Here is a 19209-nt window from a genome sequence, read left to right as displayed (position 1 = left end):
AATGACTACCGCTATTCTGTTAATCACTATCATTAGCCTAATAATCCCCATCTATGTCTATGTGGGCTACCCTCTGCTATTGCTTATTTTGGATAAATACTGCCGCGCCCAGCCAATAGATGCTCAAGATATCACCCCCAAGGTCAGCCTGCTGGTGAGCTGCTATAACGAAGTTGAAGTCATACAGAGCAAAATTAACAATTGCCTGGCCATTGATTACCCTAAGGAGCTAATCGAGTTTATTTTTATCTCCGATGGCTCCGATGATGGTACCGACGAAGCCATTAAAGAATATGCCGAACAGGGGGTAAAGCTAATACGGCAAGAGGGGCGCCTAGGCAAAACCTCGGCCATTAACTTAGCCATACCCGAGGCCAACGGCGATATAGTGGTATTCTCAGATGCTAACGCCATGTACCAGACCGACGCCATTCAAAAAATCGTCCGCAGCTTTAATGACCCCAGCGTAGGCTATGTAGTGGGCGCAGCACTTTATAGCAATGCCGACGATAACGCCGCCGCTGAAAGCGAAAACAGCTATTGGCGCTATGAAATATTTATGAAGAACATCGAGAGCCGCTTGCATTCAGTGGTGGGTGGGGATGGCGCAATCTACGCCATTAGAAAATCTTTATACACCCCATTAGCTGCCGACGACATCAACGACTTTGTTAACCCGCTACAAATTATTGCTATGGGCTATAGGGGTATATTTGACCAAGAGGCCATCTGCCATGAAGAGGCCGCTGCCAGCTTCGCCAAAGAAGCCAAACGTAAAGAGCGCATAGTTAACCGCAGCTTTAACGGTCTGATGAAAGTTAAATCAGTCATGAACCCTTTTAAAACGGGGATTTATAGCCTAGAGATTATTTCCCACAAATTGCTACGCTGGTTAATACCGGTATTCCTATGCGGCACAGCATTAGGCTCGGTGTATTTATCACTACACGACTACACCGTATTTCAATTGCTAGTAGTCTTAGAAGTCGCCTTTTTCTGGCTGGCGATGATAGGTAACGCAATCAAACACAATGATGATATACCTGCTCTGTTTTTTTACCCCTACTATTTTTTAATGGTTAATTTTTATTCGCTAATGGGGGTTATTCAAGCCTTAAGGGGCAATATTCAAATTACTTGGACCTCACCTAGGCAAGCCGAACAGAATCAGCAATATGCAGGTGTTAAAATCATTCTTATCAACAGCGCACTGTTTGTAGTAACACTACTGCTACTACTTGATTCACTTGCCGGCTTATTGAACGCATAAACTAATAAAAGCACCCCCTTATGAATATACTGCAATTTATTTGCCCTACTGGTTTTTATGGCGCAGAGCGCTGGGTACTGGCCATAGCCAACAATTTAGATCAAGCCGATGTACGCTGTGATATGGCGGTGACAGTGGAGCCCCATCAGGGCACCCTGGAAATTGTTAAACAATATCCAGATTGCACGGGCAAGGCATTTGAAATCCCTACCAATGGCCGTTTTGACTTTTCCGCTGTTAACAAGCTATGCAACTTGATCAAAGAGCGTGAAATCGACGTTATCCATACCCACGGCTATAAATCAGATATTTTAGGGTTATTAGCTGCCAAAAAGGCTGGCATTAAATGCGTTAGCACTCCGCACGGTTTTGGCGAAGCCAAAGACTTCAAGCTCAAAGCTTATATACGCACCGGGGCCTTTTTATTGCGCTTTTTTGATGCCGTAGCTCCACTATCCCAGCAACTCTTTGATGAATGCCTAGGTTACGGCGTGCCACGCAACAAGTTGCGCTATATACAAAATGGGGTAGACCTAAAAGAAGTAGATCATTATTTACAAAGCAAGCAAACAAAGCCTAGCGAGATTAAAACCATAGGTTTTATCGGGCAAATGATACCGCGCAAGAAAATAGATCACATACTAGAGATCTTCGCCAATCTATCAACGCAGCACGACAATTTACAGCTACTCTTTTTAGGCGATGGCGACAGCCGCGCCGAGCTAGAAGCCAGTGCAGCGCAACTGCCTTGCAGTCATACAATCAAATTCTTAGGGTTTCGCCAAGATCGCCTTGAACAATTACGGGACTTTGATTTGTTTGTAATGACTTCATCCTCCGAAGGCATTCCACGCTGCCTTATGGAGGCACTAGCCATGGAGATACCTGTAGCGGCCTATAACATCCCCGGCATAGACCAGTTAATGGCCCACGAACAAACAGGCTTGCTCGCCGACTATGGCGACAAAGAAACCTTACAGCAGTATTGGGAAACTTTATTATTTGACCAAGCCAAAGCCCAGCAACTTGCCAAAGCTGGGCGACAATATGTGTTAGATAACTTCTCTGCCGCCCGAATGGCCAGAGAGTACTATGATTTATTCACCCAACTGCTGCAGCAAAAGCAATAACCATGTGCGGAATAGCAGGTTTTACACGTTTTCATAGCCCCACTGGCGACAGCAATACCTTAGTCGCCATGGGCAATGCCATTGCCCACAGAGGGCCCGATGCTCATGGCGAATACCTGGATGAACGTATAGGTCTCTGCCACAGGCGGCTAAGTATTATTGACTTATCGGCGGCGGGCAATCAGCCCATGTACTCTAGCGATAATAATATTGTGCTGGTTTTTAATGGCGAAATTTATAATTTCCAAGAGCTGCGCGAAGAGCTACAGGCAGAGGGCTACCAGTTTAAAACGCATACAGATACAGAAGTTATTATTGCCCTGTATTTACGCGATGGTAAAAACTGTATCAAGCAACTCAATGGCATGTTTGCCATTGCATTATGGGATAAACAACAGCAAACCCTACTGCTTGCTAGGGACCGGCTAGGTAAAAAACCGCTGTATTACTTTCAAAAAGACGATCGCTTTGTTTTTGGCTCAGAAATCAAAGCCATACTTGAAGTTAACAACATTCCCAAAGTCATCAATCAACAGGCTGTGTATGACTACTTCAGCTATCAATATGTGCCCGACCCTAAAACCATATTCCAGGATATTTACAAATTAAAACCTGGCCACATGATGACAGTAGACCAAAATGGTCAGCATATCGAAGAGTACTGGGATGTTTCATTTGCCCATGAAAACAGCCTCAGCGAAGAGGAGAACTTTGAGCAACTCTACCAGCAGCTTAACCACTGCACCCAGCAACGTATGGTTAGCGATGTACCCTTAGGTGCATTTTTAAGCGGCGGCGTGGATTCCAGCGGCATTGTTGGACTGATGGCTAAAAATAGCGATAAACCCGTCACTACTTGCTCTATAGGTTTTGACTCCGAAAAATTCGATGAAGTTAAATACGCCAAGCAAGTTGCTGAACTGTTCAATACTGATCACCATGAGTTTACCGTTAAAAGCAACGTCCGCGAACGGCTAGAGCACATAGCTAGCTTTTTTGATGAGCCTTTTGCCGACCCCTCTTTAGTCCCCACTTACTTTGTTTCAGAATTAGCCAGGCAACAAGTCACTGTAGCCTTAGCTGGCGATGGTGGCGACGAGAGCTTTGCTGGCTACAACAAGTATCATATCGATAACATAGAGAATCGGCTACGCAACCTTTTCCCCGGTTTTATTCGCCATACAATTTTTCCGCCTCTGGCAAAGGCATCCGCAAAAATTAATCATCGGCTATTCAAAAAAGCCAGCACCTTGCTCAACACCCTTAGCAAAGATGCAGCCCATGGCTTTTACATGACTAATGCCTTTATGTCCGATGACACTTGGAATCAACTAGTCAATGAGCAAACTAAAGCTACTCTCGCTGGCTATCACCCATCTTCTATTACCGAGAGCTACTACCATAAGTCTGATGGCAACAATCATCTGGCTAAAATCCTATATACCGATATTAAGACTTACCTAACAGGCGATATACTGGTAAAAGTTGACCGCATGAGCATGGCTAACTCGCTAGAAGTACGAGCCCCCATACTTGACCACAAAGTGATAGAACTTGCTGCCCAAATGCCAGCTCAACTAAAATACAATAATGGTGAAAAAAAATACGCTCTTAAAAAAACCTTTGCCAAACTACTACCAAAAGAAATTTTGTACCGAAAAAAAATGGGATTTTCCGTACCCTTAGCTGAATGGCTAAGAGACGAAATAAAAGATATTGCCGAGCAAAAACTATTAAACAAAGACTCAGGGTTATCGCAGTTTTTCAAAGTAGAAGCCATCAACAGCCTGTGGCAACAACATCAAAACAAACAACGGGACTACTCCAGCGAGCTTTGGTCTATGCTAATGTTTGAGCTATGGTGGCAACGTTACATGAATAACGAGCACACAAATGGCTAAGAAAAAAATCCTACACGTCACCTTTGATATGGCTATAGGCGGCACCGAGCAGGTAATATGTCAGCTGGTTGAAAACACCAACCCCAACAACTATGAAACCGCCATTGCCTGTATAGACAACAAGATTGGGGAGCTAGGCTTAAAGCTGCAACAGCAAGGCCATAAAGTCTATGTTTTAAACCGCAAGCCCGGCTTTGACTACCGTCTAATTGCAGCATTAAAAAAACTGATAGACACCGGAGGTTTTGACATACTGCACTGCCACCAATACACCCCTTATATTTATGGCGTATTCGCAGCCTTAGGCACAAAGGTTGAAGTTATCTTTACTGAGCACGGCCGCTTTTATCCTGACAGTTATAAATGGAAGCGTTTTATCATTAACCCTCTGCTCACCTTGCGCACCAAAGCCATAGTCGCGATCTCAGAGGCCACCAAACAAGCCTTGATAAAATATGAGAATTTCCCTAAAAACAAAGTGCAGGTTATCTATAATGGGCTAGCCAGCTCCCCTAGCGCCAATGACGACACCACCGCGCTCCGGAAAGAATTAGAGCTATCGCCCAGTGACATTCTGCTGGGCACCGTCGCCAGGCTGGATCCCATTAAGAACCAGCACATGATGATTTCAGCCTTTGCCAAAGCAGCCAAAGAAAACTCAAATCTAAAACTGATCATTGTTGGTGATGGCCCCATACGGGCTGAACTAGAGCAACATGCAATAAATGAAGGCGTTAAAGATAAAGTGTTATTTACAGGCTTTATCGTTAACCCTAAGAGCTACTTCCAGCTGATAGATATATTTTTACTATCTTCTCTTAGCGAGGGAACCTCAATGACACTGCTGGAAGCTATGGCTTGTGCTAAACCTTGTATAGTGACTGATGTTGGAGGAAACCCTGAAATCATCACTAATGAATTCAATGGCTACATAACACCCAACAGGAACTCTGATGCTTTTTATAAAGCTGTAATAAATATCACTAATTTACCAGGAAAAAGGGTTGCGATGGGAGAAGCTGCGAGAACCAGCTTTCAAAATAAATTTACCGTCGAAAAAATGACTGAACTCTATACAAGCCTCTATCATGAATGCTATTAAATTATTTTATGCATACATTTTTACAATTGCTGCGCTCATTATCTGTGCTGAGTTACTGCTTGAATATCGACACTATAACCTAGGGTATACAACCCCTATACTCGGCACCAAAGCACCTCAAGAAAAAGAATATTCCTCCCCTCAACTTAGCCCAAAGTTTGGCCCGACAGAGGCCTTTCCATTTAAGAGTAGAATAATCCTCCCCAAAAAAACAACCCAGCTGCGGCTATGGATTGCATCGTCATCCCATGCAGTAGGTGGTCGAACCCCAGCCAAAGACATATTTCCTAATCTTATTTGTAAAGCAATAAGCACAACGGGTAACTGTGAAACAATAAATGGTAGTGGCCCAGGAATGTTAATCAATGAAAATATTCAGCTACTCAGAAAATACGCAAAAACATACCAGCCCGACTATGCAATCCTGTATCAAATGAGTCTTGAAATATCTAATCAACAAAAATTGCTAACAAGCTCAAGAGTGCCTCCACCTAAAAATCATGCAATTATAAATACCGATTATCTTACTAAATGGCTGCAACAAACCTCACTATACACTCACCTATCAGATTACATTGGCGGCAATATTAAGCTATCAGGATTGCTAAAAGAAGAACTCCCACCATCAATGGCTACAGACTTCGAAAATCGAATTATTTCATTTATTAACACCTGCAGGGAATTGAACATCACACCCATCTTAACGAATTTTTCTGTTTCTCATGATTTGAGTAATTTAGCCAATATGCATTACTCCGAGCGAACTAACTTTGTTAAATACAACAGCTACTTATCCCCTACAGGCTGGGTAAAAACACTTGACCAATATAACTCATTACTGCTGGATATTGCTAAAAAGCACGAAATTGAACTGATAGACTCTAGAACTGTAATGAATGGAAAACCAGAATACTTTAGCGACTTTATCCACTTCAACAAACGCGGGCATGCTGCTTTAGCACAAATTATTAGCTCGCATATAAATGCCACCTTAGAAACAGAGCACACCCAAGATGACATTTAACTCCATTAACTTCGCCCTATTTCTCCCTATATTTCTTATTTTATTTTATAGCACTTATAAACAGGAGAGATTAAGGGACATTATACTACTAATTGGCAGTTATATTTTTTATATGTTTTGGTACTGGCAATATGCAGCCCTGATAGCCCTTTCAACTATTGTTGACTTCCATATCGGAAAAAGACTAGATAGTGAAAAACAACAAAACCGCTTAGCATTGCTAATTACAAGCCTAACTGTAAATCTCGGCATATTAGCTACTTTTAAATACTACAACTTCTTTTACGAAAGCAGCCAATTAGCCCTTGGCTTATTCGGCATTTTTATTCCAGATCTATATCACCAACTCTTGCTGCCAGTTGGCATTTCTTTTTACACATTCCAAACACTAAGTTACACCATCGATATTTATCGAAAAAAAATATCTCACGAACCTAGCTTTACAAAATTCGCAGTTTTTGTATCTTTTTTCCCTCAATTGGTTGCGGGGCCAATTGTACGAGCGAAAGACTTCTTACCTCAAATCAACAGCCCCATTACCATCAACTCTAAAGATTGGGAGCTAGGCTTCCAGATGATTTTTTTAGGTTTATTTAAAAAAATCATAATTGCTGATTTATTGGCTTATTTAGCAGTGGATGCTGTTTTTGACAACCCCTCTACATTTTCATCTTTTGATTTACTGATGGGAATTTACGCCTACTCATTTCAAATTTATTGTGATTTTTCTGGGTATTCAGACATAGCAATTGGCATTGCTCTTTTATTAGGCCTCAAACTCCCAATCAATTTTAATCGCCCATATCTTGCTCAATCACCTTCAGACTTTTGGAAAAGGTGGCATATATCACTATCTGGATGGCTTAGGGATTATTTATATATATCCCTAGGAGGAAATAAGGGATCAAGATTCTTTACTTATCGAAATCTCATGATTACTATGCTCCTTGGTGGTCTTTGGCATGGAGCCGCCTTTAACTTTCTGCTCTGGGGAGCATTTCATGGACTTATTCTTATACTTACTAGGAACGCAATTATTGAACAATCGTTTAACTTAAAAATGATTGGAAAAATAATAATTAACTTTCACCTCATCGCTTTCAGCTGGCTGTTATTTAGAGTCAGCGACATAAATACATTTAATGAGTATATAGGCGGCTTATCTGAACTATCATTAACATCGTCCCTAAGCCCTCTATTTTATTTAGTATTATCAACAGCCATAATAGCCCATGTAATACCAAGAAATTTTATTGAGCGCATTACAACCAAAGACTTCATAGCCCTACCTACATTATTTAAGTCTTCAGTCTATGCGGGCTTATTGCTCTTATTTGTCGGGGCCTCCATTGGCACCCCAACATTTATCTATTTTCAGTTTTAACACACTACTCAAGCCTCTTACAATGACCAATACAGCTGACAACTTTGAAAAAAAATCTTCGGAAAGTATAATATGGTTTACCGTTCTCCCACCCATCCTTCATATTTTTCGTTTTATCAGCTCAATAATATTAGCACGAATACTTAGTCCTCATGACTTTGGAATCATGGGGATCATCACTGTAATGATCCATTATAGTAACAACATATCTAATTTTGGCCTAACCAACGCAGTCATACAGCGCACCAAACTTGCAAGCCATCATATCGATGCTTTTTTTTGTTTTAACATAGGTATTTCAACAATCCTTTTTTTATTATTTTATTTCCTATCACCCAGCATCGCTTCTTATTTCAATATTTATGAGCTTGAAACAGCAACACAAGTTTTTGCTACTATGTTTCTAATTACAGCCCTAAGCGATATCCCCCAAGCAATACTGCAAAGAGAATTAGATTACAAATTCTTAGCTCTAATTGAAGCAGTGAATGTTTTTCTTTCGATTATCATTTCCCTTGTACTAGCTCTAAACGGATTTGGATATTGGTCAATTATAATTGCAACAATAGCTAGTAATTTCGTCGCAATGCTATTAATGATAATAAAAGCAAAAATTCGACCACATATTTCAATTAAACACCAATATCTAAAGGACTTAATGAGCTTTGGTGTATGGGATTTCATCTGGGGACAATCCAAAATTATTGGGGATCATATAGACAAGCTTATAATTGGAAAATATTTGGGTTCTGAACAACTTGGCTATTATGACAAAGCAGCGAGCATTGCGCAGATGCCTAATGATCAAATCGCCAAACGCGTTGCTATGGTTTCATTTTCTACATTTTCACGCTGCCGCCATGAAATATCGGAGCTTAAAAAGCACTTTTCAAAAGCCTTTTCTATATGTGCGTTTCTTAACACTCCCCTCTACATAGGATTATTTTTAGTCGCAGAGGACTTCACACTTCTCATCCTTGGGGAAAAATGGACTCCCATGATTCCTGTATTTAAAATATTCTCACTCTCATTTTTAATAATGGCTATTAACGAGCCTATATCTGCTCTGAATAGAGCTGCTGGAAAATTAAAAATTCAAACTATTTCTCGAATTATCTTATTAATTGTGCTTATTACGAACCTAATTTATTTTGCCGACCAAGGCACACTCACCTTATCATATATAATCCTTTACTTTAACTTTGCCTCCTTAATATCCTCTTTTATTATTTTACAAACCGTAATAAACCTAGCCCCTTCAACATCAATAAAACTACTTCTACCTCCGACACTTTCTGTAACTGTGATGTATTTGGGGATAACTGCCTATTTGCAGTTCTACAACACAAGCGGGGATTGGTTTAGCTTTATTCTTTCAATTACCATTGGCGCGACTATTTACACTGCATGCTTTTTTCTCATACCCTTTTCCGAATGGAATTTTCTAAGGGCCAATGCTCTAAACAAACTACAGGGAAAATTCAGCTAGAACCATATATGCCCTGCAACCACTATTTAATAATTTTAAATAACCAATAGTTATAATTGGAGCTATAATACTCTTATGCCAACTACATATTCCCAAATAAACAAAAATATACACTGTGGCTAGTGAGCCACATCTCATAAAGCGCATTACACTATTTAACTTTTTTCACGTACAGCTACACTTAATACCTACCAAAGATCTACGACACTTGCGCCATACGTTCAACGAGGCTTTCACTATGAAAACACTAACCCCTGCTCTACTTAGCTGCGTATTGATAAACAGCTCTCTAGGGGGCGTCATTTTTGAATCTGACTTTTCTGCCGACACCGGCTATACCATTAACAGCATTAATTTATTTGAGACGAGTAATGTTCCCACAGGCTGGGATGCAGTCAAGGCTTCTGAAAATTCGAGCATTGAAGTAAAAAGCGGTGAAGGATTAAATGGCAAAAATGCACTTAAACTGACTTGGGACCCCAACTCATCTCAACCAACTATCCGCCTGATGAAACACCTAACTGGCAATAAAAACACAGGTTATGATGAGCTTTATATTCGCTACCACGTTCGCTTCCCTGACAGTTTTAAGGCTGGAGATGGCACCTCTTCGGTTCCATACTGGAAGTGGGGACGCTTATGGCAAAACACTTCCCCAACACTAGATGCAACATGGACGGAGAACCGCGAAGACTCTTTCTATGTGGTTTGGAATTTCGCTGGCAGCCCAACTTATGGCATTGACACCAATGTTGTAGTAAGTGCCAACACCGGCAGCAATCTTGCTTTTGGAAGCGCCGGAGGAGAACGTTACAACATTGATTATTACAATGGCATTACGGACTTCACAAAAGCTAGTGGTTTTTTCCAAAGCATTGGCAATGGAGCCTGGGAAATAGACTGGATCAACAATAAAGGACACTTTATTACTTACGGAACCAGTCAATCTCAAACATGGCACACTATTGAATATCATATTAAATTAGCTACAAACGCGACCTCAAATGATGGCGTGTGGGAAATGTGGTTTGACGGTGTAAAACAAGGGGATTGGGTTAGAATCATCGAAAATGGTGGTGCTCCAAAGCTCACAGGCATACCTACTACCAAGCATGGCAGTGGGTTTAACTTTTTTGTATTCTTTGACAACATGTACGCTTGGAATAAAGACTGGGGTCAAAGTGGAGTGGATGGATTTATTTACGTTAATGATGTAGTTGTTAGCGATTCTTATATAGGCCCCGACTATCGCGTAGGCGCAAATATAGGCCCTGCCACAATAACTCTCCCGCCACCTAAAGTTAACAAATAATTATGTACACCCCTTATTTTTATTAATAATGAATTTAAGGGGTGCACCACAACAAATATAGCTGTCAATTTTTGGAGTTAATTGGATCCTCACGATCCATTTTTTTCCATATCGGCTTCATCCCAAGCCTTGCATTAAATCTAACATTATAGGTATAGGGATCTTCAACCTTTTGATCTAATGAGTAACCGTAGATTTTACTCACCTCTTCGGCATCATAGTTCATCAACTTCAGTAATGTGGGAAATATATTAAAGTGGCTAACAGCATTATAGTTATGGTTTAAATTCTCACTCCAATCAAACTTTGCTTTCCCTCCCTCAAGTACTACCAATGGCACAACAGCCTCATTCGATCTGGCGCGCTCGCCACTACAATGAGTTGTCACACCAGACCTACCATCAAGGTGTAAATCCTGACCGTGATCAGACGTATACACCATGATTAAATTAGACAACTTGGCCTGCAGTTTAATTGTTTTAAAAAACTCACCCACACTCCATAAAAGCGTGTTTTTATAAGAGTTAACGTAGAGCCGCCACTCATCAGCACCATCAAAGCCATCCCTATTACCAGTGTCACTAATACCAACAAAACCACCTCTTCGCAGTACAGGTTTATAATAAGTAAAGTTATCAGGGTATTTATCATGAACTGGAAAATGCGCCCCCATTTTATTAACCAAAATAAACTCAGCCGTATCATTCTGTGAATATTTTGCAATCTTTTCAGCGGCAAGAACATCTCTATACAATATATCTACACCATCAAACTGGACAAACTCATCAATACTTAACAACTCTTCAGAATCCATATAATTTTGAAGCTTGCCTGCAGTGCGCTGTGTATCAATATAAACAGTTTTCATGTCAGCTTTTTTTGCATACTGCCAAATTGAAGGGTGCCTCGCTATAATTGCTTTATATTGCTCTCTTGTTCCACCATATCGGAGGGTAACATTAACTTCCGCACTACATGTAGCTACAGCAACAGCCAAACCATAGTTATACAATTTCCAATTAACATCACCGTCAGCTAACCCCGTATAAACGCCATTATTAGCATTAATATCTAAAAAATCGCCTCTTACACTCTCATCAATAACAAAAACAATATCCTTACCTTGCTCAACCCCTGCTGTTTCAATAGTAACAGGAAGCCTGGGGCCGTTATCTTCAGCGGCTTTTTCATATAAAAATAAAATTGAGTATGCCATTGGAGTATAAATCAGAGACAAACCCTTTCCACCATCGCCACCACGAATAAACAGCATTGACACCAATATAAAAATTGACGTTAACGGAATAAAAAGCACAAATAAGTTTGATGGTGATTTTTTTACAGGTATAACTAAACCGACAAAGAGCAAAGCCCCCAAAAAACCACTTATTAAAAACAAATTACCATACTGCTCCATGGCATCACCAACGAAGCCATGAGCATTGACCATCGATATAAATGACGAATAAGATATGAATCCACCTGTCACCCGCCAATAAGCATCGGAAAAAAGAAAAAACACGAGATATATAGCAGCGCACAACCAACGGGTAATTGCGTTAGTTATTACCGATGTAATCAATACAGAGATAAGAAAAAAAGTGTACAAGAGTATAAATAAAGCAATTAATGGAGCGCTATTAATTTCGGAAATACGCTCTAGTAAATAAGGGCCGTTAGATAACAATGCAACGCAAATTAATACCCCCTTAACCACGAAGCGCCTACTCATTAGCATATCTAGCACACCACAGAAAAGCCGATGCCGACAAAAGCTGACAAATTTCAACTTAAAGCACTCGCTAATTCAGCTATTAGCGCAGCTTCTGTGCAGCTTAGAACCACACCATTAACGTGCAACGTCTTACCACTCCTGAAATCTTCTACAGACATTTCTCGAATTTTATCAGCACTGCCCGGCAATACACTTCTATTTGCCAGATAATCTTGTGGAGTCAAACTCATAGTTTTTAGCCACGCATCTAACACCTTATTAATTTCAGATACCGAAAAATCACTTTTTTCTGTGTGTGCTCTACTCACTAAAGCCGCATTAAAAAGTGGTAAAGCTGCAGCCATTTTTATCAACTGCCTTTTTTTCAAATCAATCATGAGCATATTCCCTCTTGATGTAATCCGCCAATCGAATAGTCATGGCAACGATAGTAAGAGTTGGCGCGACATGCCCGCCAGTTGAAAAAACCGAAGATCCCCCCATAAATAAATTATTGGTACCAAATACTCGGTGATATTTATCAACAACACCATTGTCAGGGTTTTCAGCCATCCTTGTTGTGCCCATATGATGCTGACTAAAACCTAACTGATCTCCCCATATTCTGCTCGCCCTCTCATACAGCAAGCGCATACGCCCAATATCAAGCGCGCCAATTTCGTTAGCAGCTAACTCTAGCGTTTTCCAGACCATAGCTTTATCACTTTCTTTAAGCTCCCAGTCAATTTTTAATTTCGATATACCCATTTTGTCTTTTTTAGAGCCGAGCCTTATGCGATTATCTCTATGCGGTGTCTGCTCCATCATCATCGGCATTTGAAATCCAGCGAAGTTTTTAGAATAATCAAACAAGCTTTTTTGAAATTTTTTCCTAGACACCGCCTCAGCTACTAAATCAATATCCGCTGTAAGGTTAAGAAGGTGTTGGCCAAAATTTTCTGGCACATCACCCTTAGCAATTGCATCAGATAAAATATGATATGATGATATTCCATCGGAGAGCATATACTCTGTAGATGGGTGTAATGGCATTCTTAAATTTGTGGTTTGTTCGGAACGAACTACACTTTCCTCTAATGAGAAATATCCTGCCACCAATTTATCCCCCGTCTCCTCACCCAGATAAAAACTATACCTTTCGGGGGAGTCCGCCAATAACTGTGCAGCTCTAGGCGTTGGATGCTCCATAAAATAACGTCCAACGGAATCACCTTGATTCCCTAATTGATTATCATATTTGTCATTAAACACCAACATCATACGAGCATTTTCAATACCCCCAAGACAAAAGATAAATATTTTTGCACTTACACTCAGCTCATTACCGCCAGTGTTTATAGCCTTCGCAAGCTCAACATCTTTATTATTTTTGTTATATATAATATCAACAAGATTCAAGCCTGTATAAACAGTAATATTATTACTATTTATCAAAACATCCCCATGCTGCTGAAAAAACCTAACCGGCGGCACAGCATATTTAGATATTTGAGTTTTTAAAACCTGAGAACCAGCAGCAAGATCATTTTTTTCTAGCTTTTTAGACCAATAATTTTGATCATATCCGTCATCACCAACACCACAATACCATCCCGCCTTCTTGTAATAATCACTTAACTCCTCAAACCCCAAAGGCCAGCCACTGTTTTTTATCCAATCCCTTTTTTCAAAATCTAAAGGACTAAAAGGTGAGGTGTTATTTTCCCAGTGATTACTAGATCCACCAAGCATGCGCAGCCTAGAGTATAGCGGATTAGGGATTTGTTCATGCTGGCTTTCAGCCTCATATAACTCTTGTGCCTGCGCGTTATAATCTTGACTTCCTGACTCTATGACTACGATACTAGAGAAAGCACTACTAAGCTCATTAGCCAACACAATGCCTGCAACACCCCCACCCACAATACAAAGCTCACACTCAGTCTTGACCTCTTCTCCAATTTTTAAACCATCAATAATCATAAACACGACCCAAATTAAAAGCAGTAAAATCACAAGCGTGATATTTTTCCATCATTTTTCACATTAAGATTTTCAATATCGAAATTCATAAGCCTTATCAGGCATATTACAACGGCCCAGATTAGCCAGATTAAATCAGAATAGGCGAGCTCATAAAAAGACCCGCCTAGTAGAAACACCGTTTGAGCACAAATTAATGTCTCGGAAATTTGCTTATAAAAACCATTGGGATCTAAAGAATCATGAAATCGATATGCCATCATCCTTAATTTAAATAGCTTTATATAAGATACTACAAATAGAACTACCCATATGATAAACCCAATATAACCTGTCTCAGCTAATATCTGAAAATGACTACTATGAACAGATCTTTTACTACCATAAAACCCATTTGAGTAATCATATAAATCATAATAACTAGAATAGCACCCTGCACCTATCCCTACAGGATTGTGATCGGCCATTCTTTTAGCTGTTTCCCAGAAATGCCCCCTTGACTTGGCAGAGTGATCAAGCTCTTCTTCCTCAACAAAAACACTTTCTATCCTTTCTTTATATCCTTCTGGGAGAGGTATTATGAAAAACGAGACTACTAAAAATGGCAGTATCATTAATACATGTTTAACGCCATTAGGCTTCATCATAAAGAAACCGACAAAGCCCGCAAAGGTAGCCAAAGAAGCCCCGCGCGATGACAGTGACACAATGTTATAAATTGACCCTGCAATAATAATCAGCATAATTATTTTGAAATATTTGAGTCTATTGTTTTTAGAGAAAATAACTGGCATTATCGATGGGTTGCTTTTTGCTTGTTGATATATAAAAATCATAAAAAAAACAAGCATTCCCGTACCTAATGCATATGCATTACTGCCAGAAAATAAGCCGGTTAAATTTTCGGCTCCATAGTTACTAACCCCACCCTGCAATAATGAATTAACACCTGACTTCCCGCTATGAAAACCTAAAGACAACGCAATAGTCAGCATGAGAGCTACAACATGGGCCTTGGTCTCAATTACCCGCTCTGTTAACAGAACTGTATATATCAACACTGGCATTGCAACAATTGCTGCTTTTATGCCAGACGCCACTGTGCAACCATTTGTAAAGTTGGCAATTAAAGCTATTACAATCCATAGTAAAAAACATAATGACAACTTATCTTTAATTCTTGGCACATAGCCCCTAAAAAGTGCCGGTATGAAAAATATTAGTGCTGCTATTAATGGCAGACGAAGAATTGAAACATCCCACCAAATCCAGTCTTGCGGCCTAAATATTGCAAACCACCAATAAAGCAACATGGCTACAAAGCTGCTTTTCATAGCCATTATCATAAAATAGGCTGTAAATATTAAAACGACTATAGAACGCATTATCTTTGGCCACCAATACCTGAAAACTATAGAATGATATTTTTACTAGCAGTTCTCGGTACGCAGCTTAATAAGCTTTGCTGGGTTCCCAGCAACAACTGAAAAGTCTGCAACATCATTAACAACAACCGCTCCTGCAGCAACGACACATTGCCTACCTATATTAGCCATGACAATGGCGCCATTTCCTATCCAACTATCTTCACCGATGAAAACCTTTTGATAGCTGCCACCCTGCTGCTGTATAGGGACATCCAATCTAGAGAAATCATGCTGAGATTTACCACTTAATATGTGGACACCGCTACCTAGCAGGCAATTTTTCGCAATGTGACTTTTACCTATATTGCACTGTGGACCAATATAAACGCCCTCTTCTATTACAATATCAGCATCTGAAAGCAGAGTAGCAAAACCAATAACACAGCTTTCACCGCAGCTTTTTATTACAACTCTATAAAAAGCCTTTCTAAGATAGCTCCCAAACTTACCAGGTATTAAGCTTAAAAACTGAGAAAACCCTATAAACAAGCTTTTTTTATTAAAAACTAAGCCCAATAAAACGAATAAGGCAAGCAAAGGAATTACCACCAAAAAAAACATTAGATTGATTATTCTTTTAAGCATTTTACTTGCCACAGTTAAATATTAAAAAATTTAAACAGCTTTAGACTCAGGATGCTTTACCAAAAACGGCCCTATAGCCAGCCAATCTAAATTACCCAACAAAAAGGCTCTTACTGCATCATAGGGGCTGCAGACTATGGGCTCTTCATGCATATTAAAACTGGTATTAATCAAACTAGAGATACCGCTTAGCTTTTCATACTCTTTAATAATATCGTAGTAGCCAGGGTTTACCTCGCGCTTAATTAACTGCGGCCTAGCGGTGCCATCTACATGCACAGCGGCTGGGCAATCACGTTTCATCTCATCAGTACAATCAAAGGTGACTGTCATAAACTCAGCAGTATGTTCTGCACCTTTTATATTGTGATAGTAACGCTTTCTGGCCTCATACAAGGTGACCGGTGCAAAAGGCATAAACTCTGTTCTGCCTAAACGCTTATTTAACCACTGATTTACCTCTGGCTCGCGAGCGTGATACATAATCGTACGGTTACCTAAGGCCCTAGGGCCGTATTCCATACGACCATCAAAGCGCGCCACTACCGCGCCACCGTGGATATGGGCTGCCACTTCTGCTGCTAAGTTATCGGGGCGCGTATAGCTTAAGTTCGCTTTTTCCAGCTCGGCTATAATTTCTTGTTCAGTAAAGTCAGGGCCAAAATAAGCATTGCTAATACTGGGCTTAACACCACCCGGCCAAGAGTGATACAGGGCTGCCCCGGTGCCGCAGCCACCATCCCCCATATTGGGGTAAACAAACATTTGTTTAACCCCCTCAATTTCAAAGATACGCTGATTTAATTTTACATTGGCTGTAACCCCGCCCGAAAGCACCACGGTATCGATACCTGTTTCTTCTACCCAATGCTGTACAAAGTTAGTTGCTACTACTTCTAATACTTTTTGGTAGGCGGCGGCCACATCGATTTTTGGGAAATGGGCAGCGAGATAACGCGAAAAGTAAACATTATTCGCTTCGTACATTTTAATATCACCGTCTTGTTGTATAAAACGGCTTAATAAAATATCAGACAAGATTTCGGGGTCGCCATAAGAAGCCAGCCCTACAATTTTGCCTTCGTGGCGGCTAGGCTTAAAACCTAGACAGGAGGTAACCTGCTCATAGAAGCTCCCTAATGAGTAAGGAAACTTAACGCCGTGGATACGCTTTATTTTTCCTTCGCTACCTATGCTTATCGATCCTGCAAGGCCAGTACCATAACCATCTAAGGTAATGCACAATGCTTTTTCATAACCACTCGCATAAAAACTATTAGCCGCATGACTAAGGTGGTGATCTATGCGTTTTAGCTTCCCCTCAAGCCCTAAGCTTTTTAGCCCCTTATCTAACTCTTGCTGCCACTGTTTAAATGACGCTAATGCATTATCAGACCACCGCTGAGAAGCTTTTTTAGCCGCCAGTTTAGAAAAAGCTGGAGTGGCTCCTGCCAAGCGAAAATAAGCGCGCTTTAATAAACCCTTGTCCATTTTCTCATTAGGATCTTTCAAACCATGCACACCCTCGGTGCGCTGGGGTATATTTTTTTTCGCTGCTTTAACCTGTGTCGCTAAACCATTACCTTTAAAGTTAGCTATAAAGTCTTGCTCTACCTGCATATTGGCTGTAAACAGCTCCTGCTCTTTTTCCCAAGGCATAAAGGGGTAGGACACCACATCAATATCTTCAATTTTGGTGCCGGTATAATCTAGAGCTTTTTGAATAGCTTCGTAGGGGAAGCCATCTTGCTGTTTTACGCGAGAAAAACGCTCTTCCCCAGCGGCATAGATAATAACGCCGTCCTCAACGATGGATACGGTAGCGTCTTTATCTAATGGTGATAGCCCCAAAACCTTCATCTGTAACTCTCCAATTTTTGTTTTAATAAGCTAGGCGTCGTTGCCTCGCCTTTTAATTGTGTAAAAAAATAATCAAAATAACGTCTAAATGAATCTAAAAATTCTGCTAAATCTTGCTCTGTTTTTACATAAGGTGCCATGCCTGGTTTAACACTGGTGCTGTGAAAACTCCAAGTAAAAGTACGCACCCCACGCTTTAGTAAGTATTCGGTTAATTTTATGTGCTCTTGACTGCTAAACCCTTCAGGAGACAACATCAGCCTATCCACAGCAGATAAACGTGACAATATGCCTTTAGCTTTAAATTTTTGCAGTTTACCCGCCATGTTATATAGCGGGCGCTGCAAAGCACCAGCCCAACCAACAAACGCGCCAGTAACCGGCAACTCCAACAAGCCATTATCACTACCAAACCAAAATGGTTGAGCATGAGCGCGACTATAATCCGGCCCACCATCGGCGCGATAATCAACAGGTGGACACACCGACACATCTACTTCAAAACCCAGCTGCTCCATAATAGCGCTTGAATTTGAGCCCAGACCATAGCGGCCTGCCTTGTAGATTGTGGGGCGCTTAGCAAAAACTTCGGTAATTTTATCGACCATAGCTTGCAATTTTTTCCGCTCCAGCTCTGCGGGTAAATTACCGGCATAGGAGTTAAAAGCGGAGACCTCCTCATCATAAGGAGGCGTAACCCATGGGTGTAAGTGCGCACCAATTTCACAGCGCCCTTCACTATGGTACTGCCGTAACAATGCCACACCTTGTGCTTGACTAACTACGGGATAATCCACCACATAGCAGGGCACTATGCCATATTGATCAAAAATATTTTGCACTCTATCTATATGCTGCATAGCTGATACTGATGTTTTACTACGGTCGGGGCCTGCCCCCCAGTCAAACTCCTCTTCGGTATCAATCACTACAATCAACTGCGGCGGCTGTTCAGCAGGCAATGCGATAGGCTGATTAACTGAAAACATAGCGAGGCTCTTATTCTTATCCATAGGAATGATCTCTGC

General features: G+C 40.7%; 15 protein-coding genes. 8 read left to right on the top strand and 7 right to left on the bottom strand.

Annotated features, from left to right (window positions below):
* Position 1 precedes the first annotated feature (1 nt).
* The 8 genes from NO559_RS15155 (at position 2) to NO559_RS15120 (ending at position 10612) form a co-directional block, all read left to right on the top strand.
* The gene (locus NO559_RS15155) at positions 2-1270 is read left to right on the top strand and encodes a glycosyltransferase family 2 protein (RefSeq protein WP_258332723.1); all 1269 of its coding nucleotides are present in this window, start codon (positions 2-4) and stop codon (positions 1268-1270) included.
* A gap of 20 nt (positions 1271-1290) precedes the next feature.
* A complete protein-coding gene (locus tag NO559_RS15150) occupies positions 1291-2400 on the top strand; it encodes a glycosyltransferase family 4 protein (RefSeq protein WP_258332722.1) in 1110 nt (369 codons plus the stop codon).
* A 2-nt stretch (positions 2401-2402) separates the two neighbouring features.
* Entirely contained in the window at positions 2403-4301 is a 1899-nt protein-coding gene (gene asnB, locus NO559_RS15145) for an asparagine synthase (glutamine-hydrolyzing) (RefSeq protein ID WP_258332721.1), read from the top strand.
* A complete protein-coding gene (locus NO559_RS15140) occupies positions 4294-5403 on the top strand; it encodes a glycosyltransferase (protein WP_258332720.1) in 1110 nt (369 codons plus the stop codon). Before asnB ends, NO559_RS15140 begins: the two co-directional genes overlap by 8 nt.
* Positions 5390-6427, top strand: a complete 1038-nt coding sequence (locus NO559_RS15135) for a hypothetical protein (protein ID WP_258332719.1) — start codon at positions 5390-5392, stop codon at positions 6425-6427. The genes NO559_RS15140 and NO559_RS15135 overlap by 14 nt, the downstream gene beginning before the upstream one ends.
* Positions 6417-7811 carry an MBOAT family protein gene (locus tag NO559_RS15130; RefSeq protein ID WP_258332718.1) on the top strand — a complete coding sequence of 465 codons (1395 nt, stop codon included), beginning with the start codon at positions 6417-6419 and terminating at the stop codon, positions 7809-7811. The genes NO559_RS15135 and NO559_RS15130 overlap by 11 nt, the downstream gene beginning before the upstream one ends.
* A gap of 22 nt (positions 7812-7833) precedes the next feature.
* Positions 7834-9300, top strand: a complete 1467-nt coding sequence (locus NO559_RS15125) for a lipopolysaccharide biosynthesis protein (RefSeq protein WP_258332717.1) — start codon at positions 7834-7836, stop codon at positions 9298-9300.
* A gap of 238 nt (positions 9301-9538) precedes the next feature.
* A complete protein-coding gene (locus NO559_RS15120; protein ID WP_258332716.1) occupies positions 9539-10612 on the top strand; it encodes a hypothetical protein in 1074 nt (357 codons plus the stop codon).
* A 64-nt stretch (positions 10613-10676) separates the two neighbouring features.
* Here NO559_RS15120 and NO559_RS15115 read toward each other — a convergent pair whose 3' ends face one another.
* From NO559_RS15115 to NO559_RS15085, 7 genes are all read right to left on the bottom strand, one after another.
* A complete protein-coding gene (locus tag NO559_RS15115) occupies positions 10677-12329 on the bottom strand; it encodes a sulfatase-like hydrolase/transferase (RefSeq protein WP_258332715.1) in 1653 nt (550 codons plus the stop codon).
* A 68-nt stretch (positions 12330-12397) separates the two neighbouring features.
* Entirely contained in the window at positions 12398-12724 is a 327-nt protein-coding gene (locus tag NO559_RS15110; protein ID WP_258332714.1) for a hypothetical protein, read from the bottom strand.
* Positions 12717-14309: a GMC oxidoreductase gene (locus tag NO559_RS15105; protein ID WP_258332713.1), complete on the bottom strand. Its 1593-nt coding sequence runs from the start codon at positions 14307-14309 to the stop codon at positions 12717-12719. The genes NO559_RS15110 and NO559_RS15105 overlap by 8 nt, the downstream gene beginning before the upstream one ends.
* A gap of 29 nt (positions 14310-14338) precedes the next feature.
* On the bottom strand, positions 14339-15694 hold the full coding sequence (locus tag NO559_RS15100; RefSeq protein ID WP_258332712.1) for an O-antigen ligase family protein: 1356 nt from the start codon (positions 15692-15694) through the stop codon (positions 14339-14341).
* 45 nt (positions 15695-15739) lie between these two features.
* Positions 15740-16321 carry an acyltransferase gene (locus tag NO559_RS15095; RefSeq protein ID WP_258332711.1) on the bottom strand — a complete coding sequence of 194 codons (582 nt, stop codon included), beginning with the start codon at positions 16319-16321 and terminating at the stop codon, positions 15740-15742.
* Between the two features lie 30 nt (positions 16322-16351).
* Complete coding sequence (locus tag NO559_RS15090) at positions 16352-18181, bottom strand: carbamoyltransferase C-terminal domain-containing protein (protein WP_258332710.1); 1830 nt, start codon at positions 18179-18181, stop codon at positions 16352-16354.
* Positions 18178-19194: a polysaccharide deacetylase family protein gene (locus tag NO559_RS15085; protein WP_258332709.1), complete on the bottom strand. Its 1017-nt coding sequence runs from the start codon at positions 19192-19194 to the stop codon at positions 18178-18180. The genes NO559_RS15090 and NO559_RS15085 overlap by 4 nt, the downstream gene beginning before the upstream one ends.
* Between the last annotated feature and the right edge of the window lie 15 nt (positions 19195-19209).

The sequence above is a fragment of the Dasania sp. GY-MA-18 genome, assembly GCF_024734385.1.
Lineage (GTDB): Bacteria > Pseudomonadota > Gammaproteobacteria > Pseudomonadales > Dasaniaceae > Dasania > Dasania phycosphaerae.
This window is presented reverse-complemented; position numbering and strand designations above follow the sequence as displayed.

Bases quoted from the DNA above. Each gene is read 5' to 3' on its own strand.
- NO559_RS15100 (WP_258332712.1), bottom strand. From the start codon at position 15,694: ATGCGTTCTATAGTCGTTTTAATATTTACAGCCTATTTTATGATAATG.
- NO559_RS15125 (WP_258332717.1), top strand. From the start codon at position 7,834: ATGACCAATACAGCTGACAACTTTGAAAAAAAATCTTCGGAAAGTATA.
- asnB (WP_258332721.1), top strand. From the start codon at position 2,403: ATGTGCGGAATAGCAGGTTTTACACGTTTTCATAGCCCCACTGGCGAC.
- NO559_RS15110 (WP_258332714.1), bottom strand. From the start codon at position 12,724: ATGATTGATTTGAAAAAAAGGCAGTTGATAAAAATGGCTGCAGCTTTA.
- NO559_RS15130 (WP_258332718.1), top strand. From the start codon at position 6,417: ATGACATTTAACTCCATTAACTTCGCCCTATTTCTCCCTATATTTCTT.
- NO559_RS15135 (WP_258332719.1), top strand. From the start codon at position 5,390: ATGAATGCTATTAAATTATTTTATGCATACATTTTTACAATTGCTGCG.
- NO559_RS15095 (WP_258332711.1), bottom strand. From the start codon at position 16,321: ATGCTTAAAAGAATAATCAATCTAATGTTTTTTTTGGTGGTAATTCCT.
- NO559_RS15140 (WP_258332720.1), top strand. From the start codon at position 4,294: ATGGCTAAGAAAAAAATCCTACACGTCACCTTTGATATGGCTATAGGC.
- NO559_RS15085 (WP_258332709.1), bottom strand. From the start codon at position 19,194: ATGGATAAGAATAAGAGCCTCGCTATGTTTTCAGTTAATCAGCCTATC.
- NO559_RS15105 (WP_258332713.1), bottom strand. From the start codon at position 14,309: ATGATTATTGATGGTTTAAAAATTGGAGAAGAGGTCAAGACTGAGTGT.
- NO559_RS15090 (WP_258332710.1), bottom strand. From the start codon at position 18,181: ATGAAGGTTTTGGGGCTATCACCATTAGATAAAGACGCTACCGTATCC.
- NO559_RS15155 (WP_258332723.1), top strand. From the start codon at position 2: ATGACTACCGCTATTCTGTTAATCACTATCATTAGCCTAATAATCCCC.
- NO559_RS15120 (WP_258332716.1), top strand. From the start codon at position 9,539: ATGAAAACACTAACCCCTGCTCTACTTAGCTGCGTATTGATAAACAGC.
- NO559_RS15150 (WP_258332722.1), top strand. From the start codon at position 1,291: ATGAATATACTGCAATTTATTTGCCCTACTGGTTTTTATGGCGCAGAG.